At 71.8% G+C, this 18,818-nt stretch carries 16 protein-coding genes and 1 pseudogene; 8 read left to right on the forward strand and 9 right to left on the reverse strand.

Features of this window, described 5'->3' with window-relative positions; genetic code table 11:
* The 3 genes from D7V93_RS03290 to D7V93_RS03300 all read right to left on the reverse strand — a co-directional run.
* The coding region (locus tag D7V93_RS03290; protein ID WP_244237086.1) for a glycosyltransferase at positions 1–952 on the reverse strand (952 nt) is incomplete at its 3' end.
* A gap of 67 nt (positions 953–1,019) precedes the next feature.
* A complete protein-coding gene (locus D7V93_RS03295) occupies positions 1,020–2,186 on the reverse strand; it encodes a GNAT family N-acetyltransferase (RefSeq protein ID WP_120641965.1) in 1,167 nt (388 codons plus the stop codon).
* Positions 2,186–2,995: a glycosyltransferase family 2 protein gene (locus D7V93_RS03300; RefSeq protein WP_120641966.1), complete on the reverse strand. Its 810-nt coding sequence runs from the start codon at positions 2,993–2,995 to the stop codon at positions 2,186–2,188. The genes D7V93_RS03295 and D7V93_RS03300 overlap by 1 nt, the downstream gene beginning before the upstream one ends.
* Positions 2,996–3,131: 136 nt before the next feature.
* Here D7V93_RS03300 and D7V93_RS03305 point away from each other — a divergent pair, with 136 nt between their 5' ends.
* Complete coding sequence (locus D7V93_RS03305) at positions 3,132–4,031, forward strand: alpha/beta hydrolase (protein WP_120641967.1); 900 nt, start codon at positions 3,132–3,134, stop codon at positions 4,029–4,031.
* Positions 4,032–4,055: 24 nt separating this feature from the next.
* Here D7V93_RS03305 and D7V93_RS03310 read toward each other — a convergent pair.
* Positions 4,056–4,796 (reverse strand): annotated as a pseudogene (locus D7V93_RS03310) (arginyltransferase); the annotation flags it as partial.
* Between the two features lie 176 nt (positions 4,797–4,972).
* On the opposite strand from D7V93_RS03310, the gene D7V93_RS44750 reads away from it, so the two are divergent.
* From D7V93_RS44750 to D7V93_RS03320, 3 genes are all read left to right on the forward strand, one after another.
* Positions 4,973–5,149, forward strand: a complete 177-nt coding sequence (locus D7V93_RS44750; RefSeq protein ID WP_158623639.1) for a hypothetical protein — start codon at positions 4,973–4,975, stop codon at positions 5,147–5,149.
* A gap of 208 nt (positions 5,150–5,357) precedes the next feature.
* Entirely contained in the window at positions 5,358–6,218 is an 861-nt protein-coding gene (locus D7V93_RS03315; protein ID WP_208722906.1) for a glycosyltransferase family 2 protein, read from the forward strand.
* 14 nt (positions 6,219–6,232) lie between these two features.
* Positions 6,233–7,678: a type III PLP-dependent enzyme domain-containing protein gene (locus D7V93_RS03320; RefSeq protein WP_120641988.1), complete on the forward strand. Its 1,446-nt coding sequence runs from the start codon at positions 6,233–6,235 to the stop codon at positions 7,676–7,678.
* On the opposite strand, the gene D7V93_RS03325 is transcribed toward D7V93_RS03320, so the two are convergent.
* Both D7V93_RS03325 and D7V93_RS03330 read right to left on the reverse strand, forming a co-directional pair.
* The gene (locus D7V93_RS03325) at positions 7,675–8,997 is read right to left on the reverse strand and encodes a carboxylate--amine ligase (protein ID WP_208722907.1); all 1,323 of its coding nucleotides are present in this window, start codon (positions 8,995–8,997) and stop codon (positions 7,675–7,677) included. The genes D7V93_RS03320 and D7V93_RS03325 overlap by 4 nt on opposite strands.
* A 312-nt stretch (positions 8,998–9,309) precedes the next feature.
* Positions 9,310–10,125, reverse strand: a complete 816-nt coding sequence (locus D7V93_RS03330) for a methylase (RefSeq protein WP_120641968.1) — start codon at positions 10,123–10,125, stop codon at positions 9,310–9,312.
* A gap of 99 nt (positions 10,126–10,224) precedes the next feature.
* Here D7V93_RS03330 and D7V93_RS03335 point away from each other — a divergent pair, with 99 nt between their 5' ends.
* On the forward strand, positions 10,225–11,274 hold the full coding sequence (locus D7V93_RS03335) for a hypothetical protein (RefSeq protein WP_208722908.1): 1,050 nt from the start codon (positions 10,225–10,227) through the stop codon (positions 11,272–11,274).
* On the opposite strand, the gene D7V93_RS03340 is transcribed toward D7V93_RS03335, so the two are convergent.
* Entirely contained in the window at positions 11,208–12,809 is a 1,602-nt protein-coding gene (locus tag D7V93_RS03340; protein WP_120641969.1) for an MBL fold metallo-hydrolase, read from the reverse strand. The genes D7V93_RS03335 and D7V93_RS03340 overlap by 67 nt on opposite strands.
* Before the next feature lie 165 nt (positions 12,810–12,974).
* Between D7V93_RS03340 and D7V93_RS03345 the strand changes: the two genes are divergently transcribed.
* The gene (locus tag D7V93_RS03345) at positions 12,975–14,822 is read left to right on the forward strand and encodes an OPT/YSL family transporter (protein WP_120641970.1); all 1,848 of its coding nucleotides are present in this window, start codon (positions 12,975–12,977) and stop codon (positions 14,820–14,822) included.
* 258 nt (positions 14,823–15,080) lie between these two features.
* Positions 15,081–16,283, forward strand: a complete 1,203-nt coding sequence (gene thrS / locus D7V93_RS03350; RefSeq protein ID WP_120641971.1) for a threonine--tRNA ligase — start codon at positions 15,081–15,083, stop codon at positions 16,281–16,283.
* Between the two features lie 74 nt (positions 16,284–16,357).
* On the opposite strand, the gene D7V93_RS03355 is transcribed toward thrS, so the two are convergent.
* Positions 16,358–16,777, reverse strand: coding sequence for a CBS domain-containing protein (locus D7V93_RS03355; protein WP_120641972.1), 420 nt, complete (start codon positions 16,775–16,777; stop codon positions 16,358–16,360).
* 218 nt (positions 16,778–16,995) lie between these two features.
* Here D7V93_RS03355 and msrB point away from each other — a divergent pair, with 218 nt between their 5' ends.
* A complete protein-coding gene (gene msrB / locus D7V93_RS03360) occupies positions 16,996–17,418 on the forward strand; it encodes a peptide-methionine (R)-S-oxide reductase MsrB (protein WP_120641973.1) in 423 nt (140 codons plus the stop codon).
* Here the strand turns inward: msrB and D7V93_RS03365 are convergent.
* Positions 17,349–18,605, reverse strand: coding sequence for a FadR/GntR family transcriptional regulator (locus D7V93_RS03365; protein WP_372338286.1), 1,257 nt, complete (start codon positions 18,603–18,605; stop codon positions 17,349–17,351). The genes msrB and D7V93_RS03365 overlap by 70 nt on opposite strands.
* Positions 18,606–18,818 lie beyond the last annotated feature (213 nt).

The following is an 18,818-nucleotide window of genomic DNA, read 5'->3' on the forward strand; positions in this document are numbered from 1 at the left end:
CCCGCCCTCCGTCCAGCGCCTCGGCGGGGCCCGAGGGGCAGTCCGTGCTGACGATGGGGCACCCCAGCGCGAGCGCCTCCAGGAGCACCATGGGCAGCCCCTCGAAGCGCGAGGAGAGGGCGAACGCGGTGGCCCGCCCCATCAGCGCATGCGGGTTGTCCGCGAAGCCCGGCATGAACACCGAAGCCTCCACGCCCAGTTCGCGCACCAGCGCCTTCAGTTCCGCCTCCAGCGACCCCACGCCCAGGATGAGCAGGTGCGTGTCCCGCCCGGCTGCCTGCATCCGGGCATGCGCGCGGATGAGCATGTCGAAGGACTTCTGCGCCTCCAGCCGGCCCACGGCGATGACCACCGGTTTCTGGAACACCGGCACGGCCCACTCCGGCAGGGGCGCCCGGGCCGCGGCGCGGACCCGGACAGCGTCCACGAAGTTGGGGATGACCTCCAGCCGCTCACGGTCCACGTTCACCAGCTCCGCGAACGCCTTCGCGGAGTCGTAGCCGCACGCCACGATGCGGTCCATGCCCGGGTACAACACCCGCAGGCCCCAGAGCTGCCGGCGCGGCTGCTCGTGGTGGAACGCCCCCCAGTCGAAGTGCACCATCCCCAGCACCGGCTTGCCGAGCATCGCCCCGGCCATCCGCGCCAGCAGCGCCGCCCGCCCCTCCTGCCCCGACACGATGATGTCCGCGTTGCGTGCCTCGCGGAACAGGCGCCAGAGCATCCGCGGCAGCTCCCAGCGCCGGTAGGCGTCCACGCCCACGCCCCACGAGATGGGCACGTCCGCGGGGATGCGGTCCCGCGTGTCGGGCGGCGGCGGCCCGTGGTGGAAGAACAACGAAGGGTCGAACCGCTCGCGGTCCAGGCCCGCCAGCACGTTGCACACCGAGCGCTCGATGCCTCCCGTCCCCATGAAGACGAGCGTGAACAACACGCGTCGTCTCGCGGGCACCGGTGCCGTCATTTCTCGCTGCGCCCGCAGGTTCAATGCTCGAGAGTCCTGGAAAGAAACGTTTTTCTCATTCTCCCGCACGACGCGCGAGCGTCCGGCGGGCCCACCCCTGGAGTTGCTCGTTGCTCAATAGCTCACGCACCTTGCGATAGGTAGCGAAGGCGGCACGGCCGCGCCACTCAGGAGACAATTGCAGGGCGTCGTGCGACTGGATCTCCCGGGGGCCCCAACGCAGCTTCGACACATCCCGGCCCGACGACAGGTGGGCCACCGACAGCCCCTGGGCGATGGCGTACTGGAGCGCCTCCGCCACGGTGGTGGTCATCACGCTGTAGTCGCCCCAGCGGGGCTCGTAGCCGGAGTAGTAGAGGTAGAGCGCGCCGCCCAGCACGAAGCCCACGCGCGCCGCGACCACCGCCCCGCCGATACACAGTTGAAACACCCGCACGGCGTCCTGGCGGGCAAGCTCACCGCACAGCGCCTGGAGGAAGCCCCGCGCCTGCGAGGACGCGAACACGTCCCGGTGCGACACCCCCGCGTCCGTCGCGGTCGCGCGGGCCTGGTGGAGGCGGAAGAAGGCCTCCAGCGCCGGCGGGATGTCCTCCGGCGCGCGCGCGACCGCGAAGGTGAAGGCGTGCCCGTCGCGCTTGAGGGAGTTGTAGCACTTGCGCAGCGACTCCTTGATGTTGCGCGAGCGGCTGGCCTTGAACGCCTCCCACGTCGGGGCCAGGGGCAGCACGTACGCGGGCACCTCGCGCAGGGGCGTGAGCGGGGCCAGGCGAGACAGCTCCCCCGGCGCGGGGCCGTCCAGCGCGAGGCCGCTCCAGAGGATCCAATCCCACTCGCTCGCGTGCTCGCGCAGGTGGCGCGTGACGGCGGCCCACGCGGAGGCCTCCCACTCCGGCGCGCAGAGCAGGCCGCGCAGTTCCGTGACGTTGGGGTCCGCGCCCAGGAACTGGAGCACCCGTGCGCGCACGGGGCCGGAGCCCGGGCGTTCGGTGCGCATCAGCGGCGCCACGGCGCGGAGCGTGCCGTCGCGGTCGCGCAGCGCGAGCACGAAGAGGTGGTCGCGCACGCTGTGGCGCTGCTCCTGGAAGTGCCGCCACCAGGTGACGTTCCACTCCCAGGTGGCGAAGGGCAGCCCCTGCCCCGCCGACGCCGCCAGGGCCCGCCACCCGGGCCCCAGCGCGTGGAGCTTCTCCACCGTGTCCACCCGTTCGACGTCCAGGCGCATCAGAGCCACCGCAGGACGGTGCGGGTGGCGAGCCTCAGCGCCGTGAACTCGAGCGCGCCCCACTCGCGCCGGTAGCGCTCGTGGATGAGGCGGTACGCGCTCACGGCCTTCTTCGCGTCGCGCTCGTTGTGCATCAGCGAGGGCGCGCCGGTGCGGTACTCCAGCACCACCCGGTCCAGGAACACGGCGCCCGCGCGGCGGATGGCGCGCAGGTAGAAGTCCACGTCCTCCACCAGCGGCAGCCGCGGGTCATAGCCGTCCAGCACGGGGAGCAGCTCGCGGCGGATGAGGCACGCGGAGTTCACCAGCACCGTGGGCCGGAACATCATGTTCGCCACCAGCCAGCGCCGCGACCCCAGCCGCTGGGCGACGCGGGCCCGGCGCGCCGCGTCCTCGAAGTACGCCGTCTGCCGGGCGAGCACCTGGGCGTCGTCCCCGAAGGGCTCCACCCGCCCGAACGCCACGCCCCGCTCCGGGTGCGCGTCCAGCGCGTGCGCCAGCGCCTGGTACGCCCCCGGGGCCACGCGGTCGTCGTCGTCCAGGAAGTGCAGGTAGCGGCCGGTGGCGCGCGGCCAGCCCTCGTTGCGCACCGTGGCGGGGTTGCCGCCGGTGGGCACGTCGCGCTGGACGTAGCGCACGCGTGCATCCCCCAGCGCCAGGACGGGCTCGCGCGCGGAGCCCTCCGGGCTGTCATCCAGCACCTGCACCTCCACGCGGACGCCGTCCTGGGACAGCGCGCTCTTCACCGCCTCCACCACCAGGGCGGGACGGCGGAACGTGGGCACCACCACGGAGACATCGGGAGTCATGAGCGCACCTCCTGCCAGGACCCACCCGGGTGCGCCAGTACGGGGCAGGACTCGGTCCCCACTTCTTGGAGAAACAACGAACCCGGGGACTCCCCCCGGGAGCCGAACGCTGGGTATAGGCTCACAAACCATCCTCGTGAAGAAACCCATCCATCCCCGCCCCGCCCGCCTCGCCGTGCTCGCCCTGCTGGGCGTCCTCGCGGTGGCCGCGGTCATCGCGTACCGCAACGTCCGCACGGCACGCGCCGTGTTGCACCCCGCGCGCCAGTCGGTGAGGCCCCCCGCGGACGGAACGCTCGCGACGCGCACGGACGTGGCGCTGCGCACGCGCGACGGGCTGACGCTGAAGGGCTGGTACGTGCCGTCGCGCAACCGCGCGGCGGTGGTGGTGATGCATGGCTTCGCGGAGAACCGCACGCAGATGCTCTTCGAGGCGGAGGCGCTGTCGCGCGCGGGCTACGGCGTGCTGCTCTTCGACTCACGCGGCCACGGTGAGAGCGACGGCGATTTGGTGACGTGGGGCGACCGCGAGCGCGAGGACCTGCGCGCGGCGGTAGACTTCGTGTCGGGGCGCGCGGACGTGGAGCCATCGCGGCTGGGCGTGCTGGGATTCTCCATGGGCGGCACCACCGCGCTGCTGGGGGCGCTGGAGGATCCGCGCCTCAAGGCGGTGGCCGCCGCCGGCGCGTACCCGTCCCTGGAGGCGGACACACGCTACAGCTACGGCAAGTGGGGCCCCTTGAGCGTGCAGCCGGTGCTCTGGACGATGCGCCTGTCCGGCGTGGACGTGGACGCGGTGGACCCCATGGCGCACCTGTGTGATTTGAAGGGCCGGCCGCTGCTGCTGATCAACGGCGACGTCGACCCGTACGCGCCCGCGTTCCTCCAGGACGCGCTGTTCCAGGCCGCGTGTGAACCCAAGGAGTACTGGGTGGTGCCCGGCGCGCACCACGGCGAGTACGCGAAGAAGGCCCCGGCGGAGTACGAGCGCCACCTGCGCGACTTCTTCGACGCGGCGCTGCTCGGCGGCTCCTGACGCGGGCTCAGGGGGGTCGGGCGACTCGGGCGCGGGCCGCCAGGCGGGTGGGGCGTCCAGCGCGGGCCGGCCCTCCAGCAGCTCGTGCGGGCGGAAGCCGGCCTTGTAGCGCAGCGAGTCGCACGCGAGCACGCGGTAGCCCAGGTACACGTGCGGGATGCCCCGCTCGCGCGCCAGCTCCACCTGGAACAGCACGCTCGCCTTGCCCAGCGACAGCCGCGCGTAGGCGGGGTCGTAGAAGAAGTACACCGCGCTCCACGCGCGCGGCATCTCGTCGCAGATGCCCAGGCCCACGAGCTTCGGGCCCGCCGGGTCACTGTCGTCGTACCAGGCCACCTCGCGCGCGGACGGGTGCGGGAAGGCGAACTGGAGCGAGTACTCGCGCGCGCCCAGCTCCGACGCGTCCCACTCGCGCGTCGTCTCCCGGTCCGCGTGCCACGCGCGGTAGAGCGCGAGCCGCTCCTCGTCCACGCGCGGCGGCCCCACCTCCACACGCAGGTGCGCGCACGCCGCGCGGGCCCGGCGCTGGCTGCGATTGGGCTGGAAGCCCTCCACCGGCACGCGCAGCGACACGCACTCCTGGCACGACGCGCACGCGGGCCGGAAGTACTGCGGCCCGAACCGGCGCCACCCGCGCACGAGCAGGTGCTCGTACTCCTGGGGCGACACGTTGCGCATCACCAGCGTCTCCAGGGACGCCTCCCGCCCCGGCAGGTAGCTGCACGGACGCGGCGATTCGATTTCATGTGCCAGCAGGACGGCCATCGGTGTTCCTTTCCTGTCGGCCCCGGGGCCTCGCGTCAAGCGATGCCTGCCTGCCCGGCGACCCACCCTCCGTCGGAAACGACCCTCCTGCCCGGGTCGTTACGTATGGGTTGGGTGGCACAACGACTGCAAGCCACCGGATGACGCCGTACCGGTTGCGGAGAGGACGAACGCACATGGCCCGCGAAGAACTGCACCCCGGATGGCTGCTCCAGGACCCCGCCGAAGAGTCGGATGTCGTCGCCGACGCGGAGGCCTTCTCCGAGGAGGACGGCCCGCAACTCTTCATCGCTTCGGTGGGCGACCTGCCGGACGAAGAGGACCCGTTCGAGTGCGCCATCGCCAGCTTTTGACGCACCGCGAATGGAGCGGGCAGGCAGCCACGGTGTGGCAGCGCTGTCACGCCCCGGGCTGAAAAACCTGCGGGGCCTGGCGCAAAACCAGCGGTAGGAACTTCCAAGAAATCGCGAGGCAGGTCCCCGAGCGGCGGAAGGGCCGCCGGTGCGGGCCCGCCGTCCTGCTGGCTTCTCAGCCGTGGGGCGCCACCGGTATAAGGCCGGCATGTCCCAGATTGACGTCTCGGTGGTGATGCCGACGTACAAGCGCGAGAAGGAAGTGGTGGAGGCCATCCACTCCGCGCTGCGTCAGGAAGGCGTCCAGGTGGAGGTGCTGGTCCTGGACGACACGGCCGAGGGCACCGCGCGGCAGGCGGTGCAAGGCATTGGTGATGCCCGGGTGCGCTACTTCCAGCAGGAGGTGCCGTCACGCGGCCGGCCCGCGCTGGTGCGCAACCACGGGGCCACGCTGGCGAAGGGCCGCTACCTGCACTTCCTGGACGACGACGACCTGCTGGCGGAGGGCGCGCTCCAGGCGATGGTGTCCGCCCTGGACGCGCGGCCGGACGCGGGCGTCGCGGTGGGCTGGGTGGTGCCCTTCAGCGAGGACCCGGAGTGGCTGGAGGACAAGAGCAGCTACTTCGAGCGCGTCGCCAGGGTGGGGGCCACCACGCCCAACAGCGCGTGGACGGTGGCGCACATCCTGTTCCTGGGCACGCTGTACGTGAACTCCGCGTGCATGGTGCGCCGCGACTACTTCCAGCCGCTGGGCGGGTTCGACCCGAACATCCCCGTCTACGAGGACGTGGACTTCTACATGCGCGGCATCCGCCGCTACGGCCACGTCTACGTCAACCGCCCCATCCTCAACTACCGGGTGGGCAAGCCGTCGCTGATGCACGACCTGGGCAAGAAGGGCGAGAAGGTGGAGAAGTCCGTGGCGGAGTCCAACGCCATCATCCACAACAAGTACCGGCGCGAGCACGGAGAGCTGGAGTACCGCCTGCTGCAGCTCGCCACGCGCGCGCTCAAGAAGCGCTTCGAATTGACGCGCTACCTCCCCCTCAAGCTGCCCCGCGCCTCGTGAAAGGCCTGTCCCCCGTGAGCCTGCGTCGTCGTCTCGTTGGAACCGCCAAGCGGCAGCTGAAGCAGACCCTGGGGCCCGTGGTGCAGCGCGCGATGGCCCCCGCGCGCGCCTTCCTCCCCCCGGAGACGTGGAGCCTGGAGTCCCGGGCCGGCCAGGGCCTGTCGCTGGAAGGCGTGTCGCTGTCCCAGCTCGTGCGGGAGTACGGCTCGCCGCTTCACGTGGTGCACCTGGCCGCGCTGAGCCGCAACGCGGACGCCTTCCAAGCGGTGCCCCCGGGCGCCGCGGGCGGCTGCGAAGTGTATTACTCCTACAAGACGAACCCCGTGCCCGGCGTGCTGTCCGCGCTGCACGCGCGAGGGGTGGGCGCGGAGGTGATCTCCGCGTACGAGCTGTGGCTCGCGCTCAAGCTGGGCGTGGCGCCGGAGCGCATCGTCTACAACGGCCCGGTGAAGTCGGACGCGTCCATCCGCGAGTCCATCACCCGGGGCATCGGCCTGCTGGCGGCGAACCACGTCGAGGAGCTGGACGTTTTTGCGCGGCACGCGCAGGAATTGCGCAAGCGCCCGCGCGTCGCGGTGCGGGTGACGACGGCGCAGGGCTGGACGTCACAGTTCGGCACCCCCATCACGGGCGGCATGGCGCTGGCGGCGTACCGCAAGGCGCTGGCCCTGGAGACGCTGGACGTGGTGGGGCTGCACGCACACCGGGGCGAGCTCATCCGCACGGAGGCGGAGCTGGAAGGCTTCGTCAGCGCCGTGCTGGACTTCGCGGACGAGCTGCACCGGGAGCTGGGGCTGGACCTGGAGGTGCTGGACCTGGGCGGCAGCCTGTGCACGCCGACGGTGGAGCACATCGAGCAGAAGGACTGGCGACTCAACCTCACCTTCCAGCGCGACCTGCCCGCGCCGGACTTCGCGGCGGCGCTCTCCATCGAGCGCTACGTGGCGAAGGTGGTGTCCCAGGTGGAGGCGCACTACGCGAAGCAGGGCCGCGCGCGCCCGCGCATCTTCCTGGAGCCGGGCCGGGCGATGACGGGCAACACGCAGCTCTTGCTGGGCCGCGTGCACGCGCTGAAGGACGGCGGCGAGCGCACCTGGGCGGTGCTCGACATGGGCATCAACCACGCGGAGTGCGTGCGCAACGAGTACCACCAGCTCTTCCACGTCGAGCGGCCGGACGCGCCCTCGCACCGGGCCTACACGGTGGTGGGCCCCATCTGCACCCCGGGCGACACGCTGTACCACGCGGTGCGGCTGCCGGAACTGAAGGTGGGCGACACGCTGGCCATCATGGACGCGGGCGCGTACTTCGTGCCCTTCGGCACGTCCTTCTCCTTCCCACAGCCGGCCATCGTCGGCGTGGAGGGCGGCCAGGTGCGCGTGCTGCGCCGGGCGGAGACGAACGAGGACCTGGTCACCTTCGACGACCCGGTCCCCGCCCCGTCCCGCGCGGCCCGCTAGCTGCGGTTGAACACCATCATCCGCAGGAAGGCGCGGGGGTGGCGCGCGGAGCCATAGGCGATGGTCGCCAGCTCCACCGCCGCGGGCATCATGTCGTCCCGGTCGATGAGCGGATCCACCGCCTTCTCGCGGTGGGTGGTGAGCCACTGGCGCCACTGCCGCGCCTCGCCGGCCGGCAGCGCGCCGGACAGCCGCTGGAGGTTGAGCAGCATCTCCAGCGCGATGCGGTTGCAGAACACCTCCTTGTCATGCTGGGCGCTGACGGCCCGCGCGTCCGCCACCGCGCTCGTGAGCGCGTCCCGGTTGCCCGTGGCGGCGTGGTACGCGAGCAGCGGCAGGGGCAGCCCGCGCGCGATGTCGAAGCCCATCTGCCCGTAGAAGCGCGGGTTGAAGTCGATGAGGAGGAAGTCGTCCTTCGTCTGGATGAACTCCACCTCGAAGACGCCGTGGTAGCCCAGGCGCTTGCACAGGCGCGTGAGGCCCGCCACGAGGTCCGGGCGCAGCGGGGCGGGCTCGAAGCAGACGCCCACGCCCAGCTTGCGCGGCCGCTGGAGCACCTTCATGGAGGCGCGCGCCTCGAAGAGCTCCCCCGTCTCGTCCACGAAGCCGGAGAGGCTGTAGATGCCCTCGGCCGCCTCGGGGTGGAACTCCTGCACCATGGGGTTCACCACGGCCGGGTCGAACTTCACAAGCATGGGCGCGTACGTGTCGCGGGCGAACTCGCGGTACTCGCGCGCCAGGTCGTCCGGCGACGCCACCGGCTGCCCCTTGCGGTGCGTGGCGTGGAGGATCTGCGTCGTGGGCTTGAGCAGCACCGGGAAGCTCGCCTCGCGGCGCACCTGCTCCAGGTCCGCCTCCGACTGGGGGAACCAGGTGCGCGGCAGGTGCAGGCCCACCTCGGTGCCCACCTCGTAGAGACGGCGCTTGTTGAGCAGCCCGTACACCGCGTCCACGCCCGGGTCATAGAGGTGGAAGAGGTCCTCCAGCTTGGCGCGGTGCGCGGCGATGAGCCACGCCAGCTCGTCGCTCGTCGGGTAGAGCACGTGCTTGACGGGCTCGCGCAGGCCGAAGTCCACCAGCCACTGGAGGAAGGCCTCCGGCTGGGACTCCGGCGGGCACTGCACGCGGCGGCTGACGAAGCGTGAGTAGCTGGCCGGGCCCAACCGGCCCGTGTCCGCCACCGTCACGTCCACGCCAGCACGGCCCAGACAGCGCGCCGCGGCCAGGGTGCCGTAGAAGTTGGCGGAGAACAGCAACGCAGGGGGACGGGCCGCGATGACAGCCGCGGGGGCCTCATCGGAGAAGGCCGCCTGTTCCATCTCATGCTCCAGGTTCGCGGGGTCGGCCTCACGGCGGGGCCGCTGTGAGGGACGACGGGATTGTCTTGGGCGGCGCTGCGCGAGGCGGTTGCCGCCGAGATCAGGGGTAGACGGACCGGCGACCGCGGTGCTGGCCATCAGCCCCGCGGCAAGAAGCGTCAGAAGGTGCCTGTTCATGTCGAGCCGTCTGCCTTCCAGAAGCCCGGGTGACCCCCGGAGGGCAATTCACGACAGAATACCTTTTCCCGCTGCGCTTGGGACGGGCTCCTTGGACGATTGCTCCTCCAAGGACTGTCAGGGACGGGCCTGGCGTCAGGGGGGAATCCCCCCGGGCGGGCTCCAGCGCAGGAAGCCGTGGGAGGACAGCCAGGCGTCCGTGGCAATCCCTGGCATCGTCGCCGCGAGGCGCGGGAGGGACTCCGCGAAGGCCTCCGGTGGGGCTGTATGGCCGGCGGCCCTCGCGGCCTTCCACGCGGCCTCCCAGGCCTGGAAGAAGGCGTGCAGAGGCTCGCCCGGACGGACGCGGCGGCGCAGGTCGCGGGGCAGCCAGTCGCGCAGCAAGAGGGGCGCGAAGCCGCGGGAGAAGTCGGTGTGGAACAGCAGGCTCTCGCGCACGGGGGTGTCGCCGTCCGGGGCACGCCGCAGCAGGTGGGCCACCAGCACCGCGCCGTCCGTGTCGGAGCTGCCCTCCACGAGCAGGCCCGTGGGCAGCAGCGGGCGTGACAGGGTGCGGTGCACCTCCGGGATGCGCTCGGGCGGGCCCTGGCGCAGCAGGTTCATGGCGCGCACCAGGCGGGCGGGCTCGTCCGGGCCCAGGGGCAGCGCGAAGCCGCCCTCGCGGAACCAGGTGCGCGCGTCCGCGTGGGTGCGCGCGGCGGCCCGGGCGCGCTCGGCGTCCAGCTCCACGCCGACGACGGTGAGCCCGGGGTTCAGGGCGCGGAAGGCCTGGGCGCTCTCCAGCGTCGTCCAGGGATGTTCGCCGAAGCCCACGTCCGCGAAGACGGCGCGGGCCCAGGCGTCGTCCTCGCGCGTGAGCAGCGCGGACTCGAAGCGGCACAGGTACGCGTCGAGCGCGCGCAGGCGTCCGGGAGCGGTCCTCCCCCGCGTGCGAATGTCCAGGTCGACCATCCCTCCGACATGGGCGAGCGGGGCCGGAGCGTCAAGGCCCCTGGGCCCGGCCCCACCCCGTTTTCGTCCGGCCCACGGCCCACCTAGAGTCCGGGCTCCGTGAGCGATCCATCCTCCGTCTGCCCCCGCTGTGGTGCGCCCCGCGCGGCTGGCCCCGAGTGCCCGGGCTGCGGCGTCATCTACCTCCGCGCCGAGGCCCGCGCCGCCGCCCGTCAGGCCGAGGAGCGTGAGCTCGCGGCGCGGAACGCCGCCCAGCGCGAGGCCGAGGATCAGCGGCTCGCGCTGCGCGAAGCCCTGGAGGCCCACGCGGCGCCCACGTTCGTCCCGCCCCTCGTCGCGGCGATGCCGGAGAGCGTGACGCCGGACCTGACCTTCGATGGCGGCGACGAAGCGGAAGCGGCCTTCGAGGCGAAGCTGCGCGCGTGCGTGCTGCCCGCGACGCTCGTCATGGCCTGGCTCGCGGTCAAGTCGCCGGGATTCCACTTCCTGTCACGCATCTTCCTCACCATGCCGGTGCACGAGCTGGGACACGCCGTCACCGCGTGGTTCTGCGGCTTCAGCGCCACGCCCTCGCTGTGGGTCACCTCCGTCTCGGACGAGCGCTCGTCCTTCATGGTGGTGCTGGTGGCGGGCCTGTTGGGGACCCTCCTCTACCAGGGCTGGAAGCGGCGTCGGTGGGCGTGGATGGCGGTGGGCTCGGTGCTGCTCGCGGCGCAGGCGGTGGGCACGCTGGCGTTGGATCTGGAGCAGGGCAAGGCGATGTTCACCTTCGGCGGCGACGCGGGGAAGATGGTGCTGGGCGCGGCGCTGATGACCACGTTCTACGTGCCCCCGGGCCACTACCTGCGCAAGCACGCGCTGCGCTGGGGCTTCGTCGTCATTGGCGCGGCGGCGTTCATGGACGGCTTCGAGATGTGGTGGGGCGCGCGCACCGACGTGGACCGCATCCCCTTCGGCCTCATCGAGGGCGTGGGCCTGAGCGACCCCAGCCGGCTGGTGGAGACCTACGGCTGGAACGTGAGCCGCGTCATCCGCTGGAACGTGACGGTGGGCGTCAGCTGCCTCGTCGCGCTGGGCGCGCTCTACCTGGGCGCCCTCTGGCGGGTCCGCGACGTGTTGCGCGGTGGTGGCGGCACGGGCGCGGCCTGACGCCAGTCCCCGAAGGGCCACTCGAAGCCCGGCGTGCGCAGCACCTCCGGCGCCCGGGCCCCCCGCCAGCGCAGGGCCTCTCCGGGCCTCAGCAGGAGCGCCTTGGGTCCCTCGCCCCGCGCCTTGCGCACCTCCGCCAGCCGCTCCGGATACGGATCCGCGTCGGGGTTCTCGTCGAGGGAGCTCGCGCCCGTGACGGGCTCGCCCGGGTAGCCGACGTAGCGCGGCCCCATGCCCTCGCGCCAGTACCAGGGGGCACCGCCGTCCGCGCACGGCACGACGTAGCGCGCACCCAGCAACGCACCATAGCGCAGGGCCTCCTCCGGACCCGCCATCAGTCGCTGCGGCGTGGTGAGCGCGTCGCGCGGCACGTTGACGAGGAAGGCATCCAGCGTGGTGAAGCCGAAGAAGATGGGCGGCAGCCGGAAGCCGCGCACGCCGCAGAAGAGCACGTCCACCGGGCCCTGCTCCTTGTGCACCCGGCGGCACACCGCGTCCATGTCCCCGCGCACGTCGTGGCCCGCGTCCGCGAAGAAGGCGGCGGAGAAGTCCGGCGAGCGCACGAGCCAGGTGTTGCCCTCGTTGAAGAGGCCCGGGTGCGGCCCCTCGCCGTCGGTGGGCTGCTCGCCGTGGAAGGGCAGCGCGTGCACCGTCACGTCCCCCACCTGCCGCGTCTCACCCCAGCGCAGGGGCTCCACGCGCGTGAAACCCAGCTGCTGGAGCCGCAGCGCGCAGTCCGTGGAGAAGAGGCTCTCGCGCGCCACCGCCGGCACGAAGATGCGCGTGTCGCGGGGCAGGGGCAGCAGCGAGCCCAGGTGGAAGTGGTCCCCGTGTGAGTGGGTGATGACCACCGCGTCCACACGCCCCAGGTCACCCGCCTGCAGCGGCGCGTAGCCGGGCAGGTCCGCGTCTCCGGCGGGGCGGAAATATGGATCCACCAGCACTCGCCCTTCCCTGCCCGCCACCAGCACCGTGTTGTGTCCCACGAAGAGGGCCCCAGGCCCGGGCACCTCCACCGGCCTCTCGTGGCGCACGAGCCAGCCGGCCTGCGACAGGTCGCCCAACAGCTCGCCCACGACGGGCACGGTGGCCAGCGCGCGCAGCTCCTCGCGCGTCGCGCCCCGGGCGAGCGCGGCGAACAGGTCCGCCACCACCGGCCAGTCCTTCGCGCGCACCGGCACGTCCAGGCCCAGCGACTCCTGGCGCAGGTGCAGCACGCGGGGGCGGTGGCGCAGCGGATCCGGGAAGAGGACGTCCTCGCGCAGCACGCGCCGTCCCATGCGCCGCTTCGTGCCCACGCACAGCGCGGCGTACCGGGGCGTGTCCTCCAGCCAGCGCACCAGCGCGTCCGCCTCACGCAGCGCGCCCTCGCGACCCAGCGCGGCGATGTGGCGCTTGAGCGGAAGCTGGGCCCAGCGCACCGGACGCGCGGTGGGCCCCTGGATGCTGCACCCCAGGTCCTCGTGGTGGTCGGCCTCCGTGCGGGCGGAGGCGAGGACGGCCAGGCTGACGCCGCGGTGCAGGGTGAGTCGCATGCACCGCGACGTCGCACGCCTCGCCGCCCTTCGCAAGCAGCTCCCGAGTCTCCGCGCCTTTGCGCCACGCGGCGGAGTCGGCGACGGGCCGCCGGGTCGCCCGCGTCCGGTGACGCGCTCGAGGTTGTGACTCGCCGGGGAACGCCGCTACCCTCCCCCGCACCCATGGCCCAAACCGCCCAGCCGCTCCCGCCGGAGCCCTCCGTCCCCCTGTCGCCGGCGTCCGAAGCCGTCACGCCGCGCTTCCGCTTCCTGCCCGCGGTGAACACGTGGAAGTACCACCTGCTGCTCGCCACGGTGGCCATCCTCATCCTGGGCCCGCTGGGCGGCGTGGCCGCGTCGTACATGAACTTCAGCCTGGGCTTCTTCGTCGCGAGCCAGGTGCTCTCCGGCATCCTCGGCAGCGTCGTCACCTACGGCTACGGCGCGGAGGGCAAGCACGGCGCCAACTACATGCAGACGATGGCCGCGTCGGTGGCCTCGCTGTGCGCCATGTCCGTGCTCATTCAAGCCATGGTGTGGCTGGGCATGCCCCAGCCGCCCGCGTGGCAGCTCATGCTCTTCGTCGGGTGCGTGGGCATGTTCGGCGTGGGCGTGGGCATGCTCTACACGCCGCTGCTCGTGGACCGGCTCCAGTTGGACTACCCGTCCGGCTACGCGGTGGCCAACATCCTGCGCGCGCTCACCGACAAGCGTCTGCTCAAGGCCTCCATCGCGAAGCTGGGCGGCGGCACCGGCCTGGGCATCCTCGCGGCGTTGCTCACGGAGAAGGTGGCCAGGGTGGCCGCGCTCAGCGTGAGCAGCTCCACCGTGGGCGCGGGCATGGTCGTGGGCAGCCGCATCACCGTGCCCGCGATGTGCATGGGCATCCTGGGCTTCGCGCTCACGCCGTACCTGCGCGACATCGGCTGGCTGGGGCCCAATGATCCGTACCGGAAGATCGGCTTCCTCATCTCGCTCGCGATGATCTGCGGCGCGGCGCTGGTGGACCTGGCGCTGCTCGCGGTGCAGGCGGTGGCGCGCATCCGCGGCCAGGCGCAGGCGCCGGTGGACGACGAGCCCTCCTGGAAGAAGGTCAACGTGCCCCGGCTCATCGCCTGGGTGGTGGGCTGGGGCGCGGCCGTCGTCGTCGTCGCCACGCAGGTGCTGCACCAGCCGGCGGGATTCATCATCTTCGGGCTCGCGCTGTCCGTGCTGTTCGTGCTGATCAACGGCATCGCCTACGGCATCAGCGACAACAACCCCATCTCCAGCGCGTTCGTGATGTCCGTGCTGCTGATGTCGCTCCTGGGCCTGAAGGATCCGCTGGTGGGGCTGATGGCGTCCTCCATCCTGCTCATCTCCACGTCGGTGGGCTGCGACATGCAGCAGGACCGCTCCACCGGCTGGCGGCTGGGCACCAACCGCGTGTTGCAGTTCCGCTACCAGGTGCTGGGCATCTTCATGGGCGCGGTGCTGTGCGTGGCGCTGGCGCGCGTCTTCATGGGTGCCTACCCGGTGCTGTCCGTCAACCAGTTGGACCATCCCGACACGAAGGTGGGCCAGTGGGGCTCCGCGATGACGTACAAGTTCGTGGGCGCCATCCGCGACCTGGGCGCGCTGTCCGAGCACAAGGTGAAGGCGCTGCTCGTGGGCCTGGGCATCGGCTTCACGCTGGAGGTCCTGCGGAAGATCATCCGCCGGCACCCGGCGTACCTGCGCTTCGTGCAGGGCTCGCGCACCGGCTTCGCGGTGGGTTACGCGATGGACTCGGTGGTGCTGGCGAGCCCCTACGCGTCCGCGTTCGGTGGCTTCATCGCGCTGCCGGCGACGATCTGGTTCGGCGCGGGCGGCGTTCTCACGTCGCTGTTCAACACCGCCTCCAAGCGCTTCGCGCGCCCGCCCGCTCCGGGTGAGACGGTCCTCCCGGAGGACATGAGCACCATGTCCCTGGTGGGCGGCGGCCTCATCGCGGGCGAGTCGCTCTTCTACCTGTTCGTGGGCCTGTACGGCCTGCTGGCGCTGCTGGGCTGAGGGCCCACCCTGCCCCGGCGCACGACTTGACTTTCCGTGCGACCGGGAGCACTTCTTGTCCCGTGAACCTCGTCAACGCCACCACCGCGACCACGACCACCACCGCTTCGGCGGGAGTGGGAGCGGTGCGCGTGTCGGTGGTCTGACGAGCGCACGGTTTCCCGCCCCGCCGAGTTCCGGCCGGGGCGACCGTGCAAGCATTCACGCCCCGTGTCCGGCCCCGGCTTCTTCACCCGACCGACACACGGAGTCACGACGATGCTCGACGAACACGACCACCGCGCGCTGGGCCAGCGCCTCGACCTCTTCCACCTGCAGGAGGAGGCCGCGGGCATGGTGTTCTGGCACCCGCGCGGACTGATGCTGTACCGCCTCCTGGAGGAGCACGTCCGCCAGCGCATGCGCGACGAGGGCTACCAGGAAGTCCGCTCACCGCAGCTGTTCTCCCAGCAGCTCTGGGAGCAGAGCGGCCACTGGGAGAACTTCCGCGAGAACATGTTCTGCCTGCCCGAGGGCGACCGGCACCTCGCCCTCAAGCCGGTGAGCTGCCCGGGCCACATCCACCTCGTGCAGCGCATGGCGCCCAGCCACCACGACCTGCCCCTGCGCCTGGGGGAGTTCGGGCTCGTGCACCGCAGCGAGCCCAGCGGCGCGATGCACGGGCTGTTCCGCCTGCGCCAGTTCACGCAGGACGACGGCCACATCTTCTGCGCGGAGGAGCAGGTGGAAGCGGAGGTGGTGCACTTCGTGAAGTCGCTGCGGGCGTTCTACGCGGGCTTCGGCTTCGACCACGTGCAGGTGGCCTTCTCCAGCCGTCCGGCGCAGCGCGCCGGCAGCGACGCGGTGTGGGACCAGGCGGAGGCGTGGCTGAAGTCTGCGGCGAGGCAGGCCGGGCTCCAGTTCGCGGAGCAGCCGGGCCAGGGCGCCTTCTACGGGCCCAAGCTGGAGTTCGTGCTCAACGACCGGCTGGGGCGCGCGTGGCAGTGCGGCACGATCCAACTGGACCTGGTGCTGCCGGAGCGCTTCGACCTGAGGTACGTCGACGCGTCCGGCGCACGCCAGCGCCCGGTGATGCTTCACCGCGCGCTGTTCGGCAGCCTGGAGCGGTTCATCGGCATCCTGCTGGAGCACCACGGGGGCGCGCTGCCCGCGTGGCTCGCGCCCGAACAGGTGGTCGTGGCCTCCGTGGGCGCGGGGGCCGCCGCGTACGCGGAACGGCTGGTGGCCCGGTTGAGACAGGTGGGCTGCCGCGCCCGAGCGGACGTGCGGGACGAATCGCTGTCGCGCAAGGTCGCCAGTGCGCACCAGGACAGCGTGCCCTTCCTGGCGGTGGTGGGTGGCCGCGAGGTGGAGGGAAACAACGTCCGCCTGCGCCTGCGCGATGGGGCCCAGCGCGACCTGGCCTGGGATGAGGCCGTGGCGTGGCTGTCCGCCGCGTGCCAGCCGGCCGTGGCGGACTGAGCGAGGGCCCGGTCTGGAGTCCGAAGGCCCGGCGTTCCCTTCTCGCGAAGGGGATGCCGGGCCCCTTTCGGCGCTCACGAGTAGAGGCTGAGGTGCTCCAGCAGCTCGCCGGGGCGCAGCAGCTTGCCGGGCACCGTGGCGACGTCGTCCATGCTGAGGATGCCCACCGCGTGGTGCTCGTCGTCGACGACGACCAGCCGGCGCACGCTCTTCTCCTCCATCAGCAGCTCGCCGGCATCCAGCGTGTCGTCCTCGGAGCAGGTGATGACGGTGGGGGTCATCGCCTCCCGCACGGGCGTGACGTTGGGGTCCTTGCCCAGGGCCGTGGAGCGCACGGCGATGTCGCGGTCCGTCAGCATGCCCACGAGCTCGCCGTTCTCCGTGACGGGCAGCGCTCCCAGCGAGTGGGCCCGCATGCGTTCCGCGGCGGTGCGCAGGCACTCATCCGCGTCGATGGTCTCCACGTCCTTGTGCATCAGTTCAGAGATCCGCATCGCTGCCTCCCCCGGGGGTGATGAGCGCCCACCGTGGAGTAGAACCGCCGTGCCGGGGCCCCTTCGTCGGCCCCGTCCCAGGGCCTGGAAGGCCGTGCCTGGGGGCATCGGGATGCCGGGCGCCCGCCTGCTCCCCTGCTATACGGTGCGACGGGAAACGCCCCGGAGCATCCAAGACGCTGCTCCGGGCAGCAGGCCCGAAACGTGGAGGAGGACCCATGGCGGACAAGCTCAATCTTTCCAATGACGAGTGGCGCAAGCGCCTCACCCCCGAGGAGTTCGACGTGCTGCGCCGGCACGGCACCGAGTACCCCGGGACGGGCTGTTTCCTGGCCACCAAGACGCCGGGCACCTACGTGTGCGCGGGCTGCAACAACCCACTGTTCAAGTCCGGGACGAAGTTCGAGTCCGGCACGGGCTGGCCGTCCTTCACCCAGGCGCTGTCCCCGGACTCGCTCACGGAGATCCGCGACGTGTCCCACGGCATGGTCCGCACCGAGGTCCGCTGCGCGCGCTGCGACGGACACCTGGGTCACGTCTTCCCGGACGGCCCCGCGCCCACGGGGCTGCGCTACTGCATGAACTCCGTGGCGATGAAGCACGTCCCCGAAGGCAGCCCCATCGAGCTGGTCCGCGCCTGAGCAGGTCGCCAGAAGCTCGTTGATACATCGACGAGAGACGAGGCGAAGGACTGTCGCTGCTCACCAAGCAGGTGGTCCTTGGCCGCGGGCAATGGAGGAGCAGGGGTGTCCGCGGGCGCCTGTGGGTGGAGGCCCCCTTCCGGAGACAAGGTGCCACAACCTGTCCGACTGTCGGACAGGTTGCCCAAGGCCACACCCGGCACGTCCCCTCTGGCGCACTCAGCACCGGAGTCGCTGGGGTTGAGCCCCGGGGCGGCCTGGAACCGCAGCGCCTCGCGGTCCGGCTCCACGGGAAGGGCCTGCGCATGGGGCCTGGGTGCAGCCCCGAGCGCCTCGGTGTCCTCGGCGTTTGGCGCGAGGCGGCCGGGGCCATGCGCCTCCACGCAGGGATGTGCCTCCAGAGCAGCGTCCTGCTCGGTGGCTGACGCGAGGTCGCCGAGGGGGCACGCCTGGGCGCGGTGGGCTTCTGGAGCGGCAGCCTGGAGGGCGGGGGCGAAGTCGTCGAGCACGCGCTCATCGCGCGTCCTCAGCAGCGCCGGCAACTGGCGCTGGAGCGCCCGCGTGTCGCGTTCCCGCAGGGCCTCCATCGCACAGCTGACCCACTGACGCAGCGGCTCACCCCCCATGAAGGACAGGAGCCGGGCCGCGCCGCCGTGCAAGGCCCGCTGCAGCGATTGAATGAGGAGCAGGTGACCGGGACGGTCCGCCGCCTGGGCTGCCAACCGCAGCAACTCGAATTCCAACTGCGCGCACCGCGCACCCGACTCCCAGCGCGCCGCGTCCCAAAGCCTGAAGCAGGCTTCTCCCAGCCTGCCCAGGGCGGCCTCGGAAGCGCTCGCGCAGCAGTCGGCCAGCAGTTCCACCAGCACCTGCCGCTTGAGGCTGAAGTATCCCTCAAGCAGCCTCTGGCCTTCCGGAGAGCGCGCGTCATGCAGCGCCAGGCCCAGGTTCTCCAGCGTCGGCGATTCGTCCAGCCCCACCGCGCGCGTCTTGCGTCCGGGGTGCTGCACCACCAGGCCCCGCGCCGCCAGCCGTCGCAGCGCCTCGCGCACGGTGCCCCGGCACACCCCATAGCGACGTGCCAACTTCTGCTCCGAGCCCAACTGCCCGCTCTCCGGCAGCCTCCCCAGCGACATCTCGCGCTCGAGTTGCTCCTCCACGTACGCAACCAGCCCTACCCGCTCCATCACCATCGCCCTCCTCGCCCCAGCCTCTCCCACCAAACCAGAGGGGTCTGACATGGACGCGAGGGCCACCCGTCTTCGTCTTCTGCCGGGCCGGTGCGGCCCGCGGCCTCATGCGGCGCGAACCTGTCCGACTGTCGGACAGGTTGGGCGCGAAGTGCGGCGGCGGGCGCCTCTGCGTGCGGCCCCCCAACCTTGGCGTCCGCTCCAGCACTC

The sequence above is a fragment of the Corallococcus llansteffanensis genome, assembly GCF_003612055.1.
Lineage (GTDB): Bacteria > Myxococcota > Myxococcia > Myxococcales > Myxococcaceae > Corallococcus > Corallococcus llansteffanensis.

Excerpts from the sequence above, each read along its gene's own strand:
- D7V93_RS03295 (WP_120641965.1), bottom strand. The coding sequence starts at position 2,186 with ATGCGCCTGGACGTCGAACGGGTGGACACGGTGGAGAAGCTCCACGCG.
- D7V93_RS03300 (WP_120641966.1), bottom strand. The coding sequence starts at position 2,995 with ATGACTCCCGATGTCTCCGTGGTGGTGCCCACGTTCCGCCGTCCCGCC.
- D7V93_RS44750 (WP_158623639.1), top strand. The coding sequence starts at position 4,973 with ATGGCCCGCGAAGAACTGCACCCCGGATGGCTGCTCCAGGACCCCGCC.
- D7V93_RS03315 (WP_208722906.1), top strand. The coding sequence starts at position 5,358 with ATGTCCCAGATTGACGTCTCGGTGGTGATGCCGACGTACAAGCGCGAG.
- D7V93_RS03325 (WP_208722907.1), bottom strand. The coding sequence starts at position 8,997 with ATGGAACAGGCGGCCTTCTCCGATGAGGCCCCCGCGGCTGTCATCGCG.
- D7V93_RS03330 (WP_120641968.1), bottom strand. The coding sequence starts at position 10,125 with ATGGTCGACCTGGACATTCGCACGCGGGGGAGGACCGCTCCCGGACGC.
- D7V93_RS03340 (WP_120641969.1), bottom strand. The coding sequence starts at position 12,809 with ATGCGACTCACCCTGCACCGCGGCGTCAGCCTGGCCGTCCTCGCCTCC.
- D7V93_RS03345 (WP_120641970.1), top strand. The coding sequence starts at position 12,975 with ATGGCCCAAACCGCCCAGCCGCTCCCGCCGGAGCCCTCCGTCCCCCTG.
- thrS (WP_120641971.1), top strand. The coding sequence starts at position 15,081 with ATGCTCGACGAACACGACCACCGCGCGCTGGGCCAGCGCCTCGACCTC.
- D7V93_RS03355 (WP_120641972.1), bottom strand. The coding sequence starts at position 16,777 with ATGCGGATCTCTGAACTGATGCACAAGGACGTGGAGACCATCGACGCG.
- msrB (WP_120641973.1), top strand. The coding sequence starts at position 16,996 with ATGGCGGACAAGCTCAATCTTTCCAATGACGAGTGGCGCAAGCGCCTC.
- D7V93_RS03365 (WP_372338286.1), bottom strand. The coding sequence starts at position 18,605 with ATGGAGCGGGTAGGGCTGGTTGCGTACGTGGAGGAGCAACTCGAGCGC.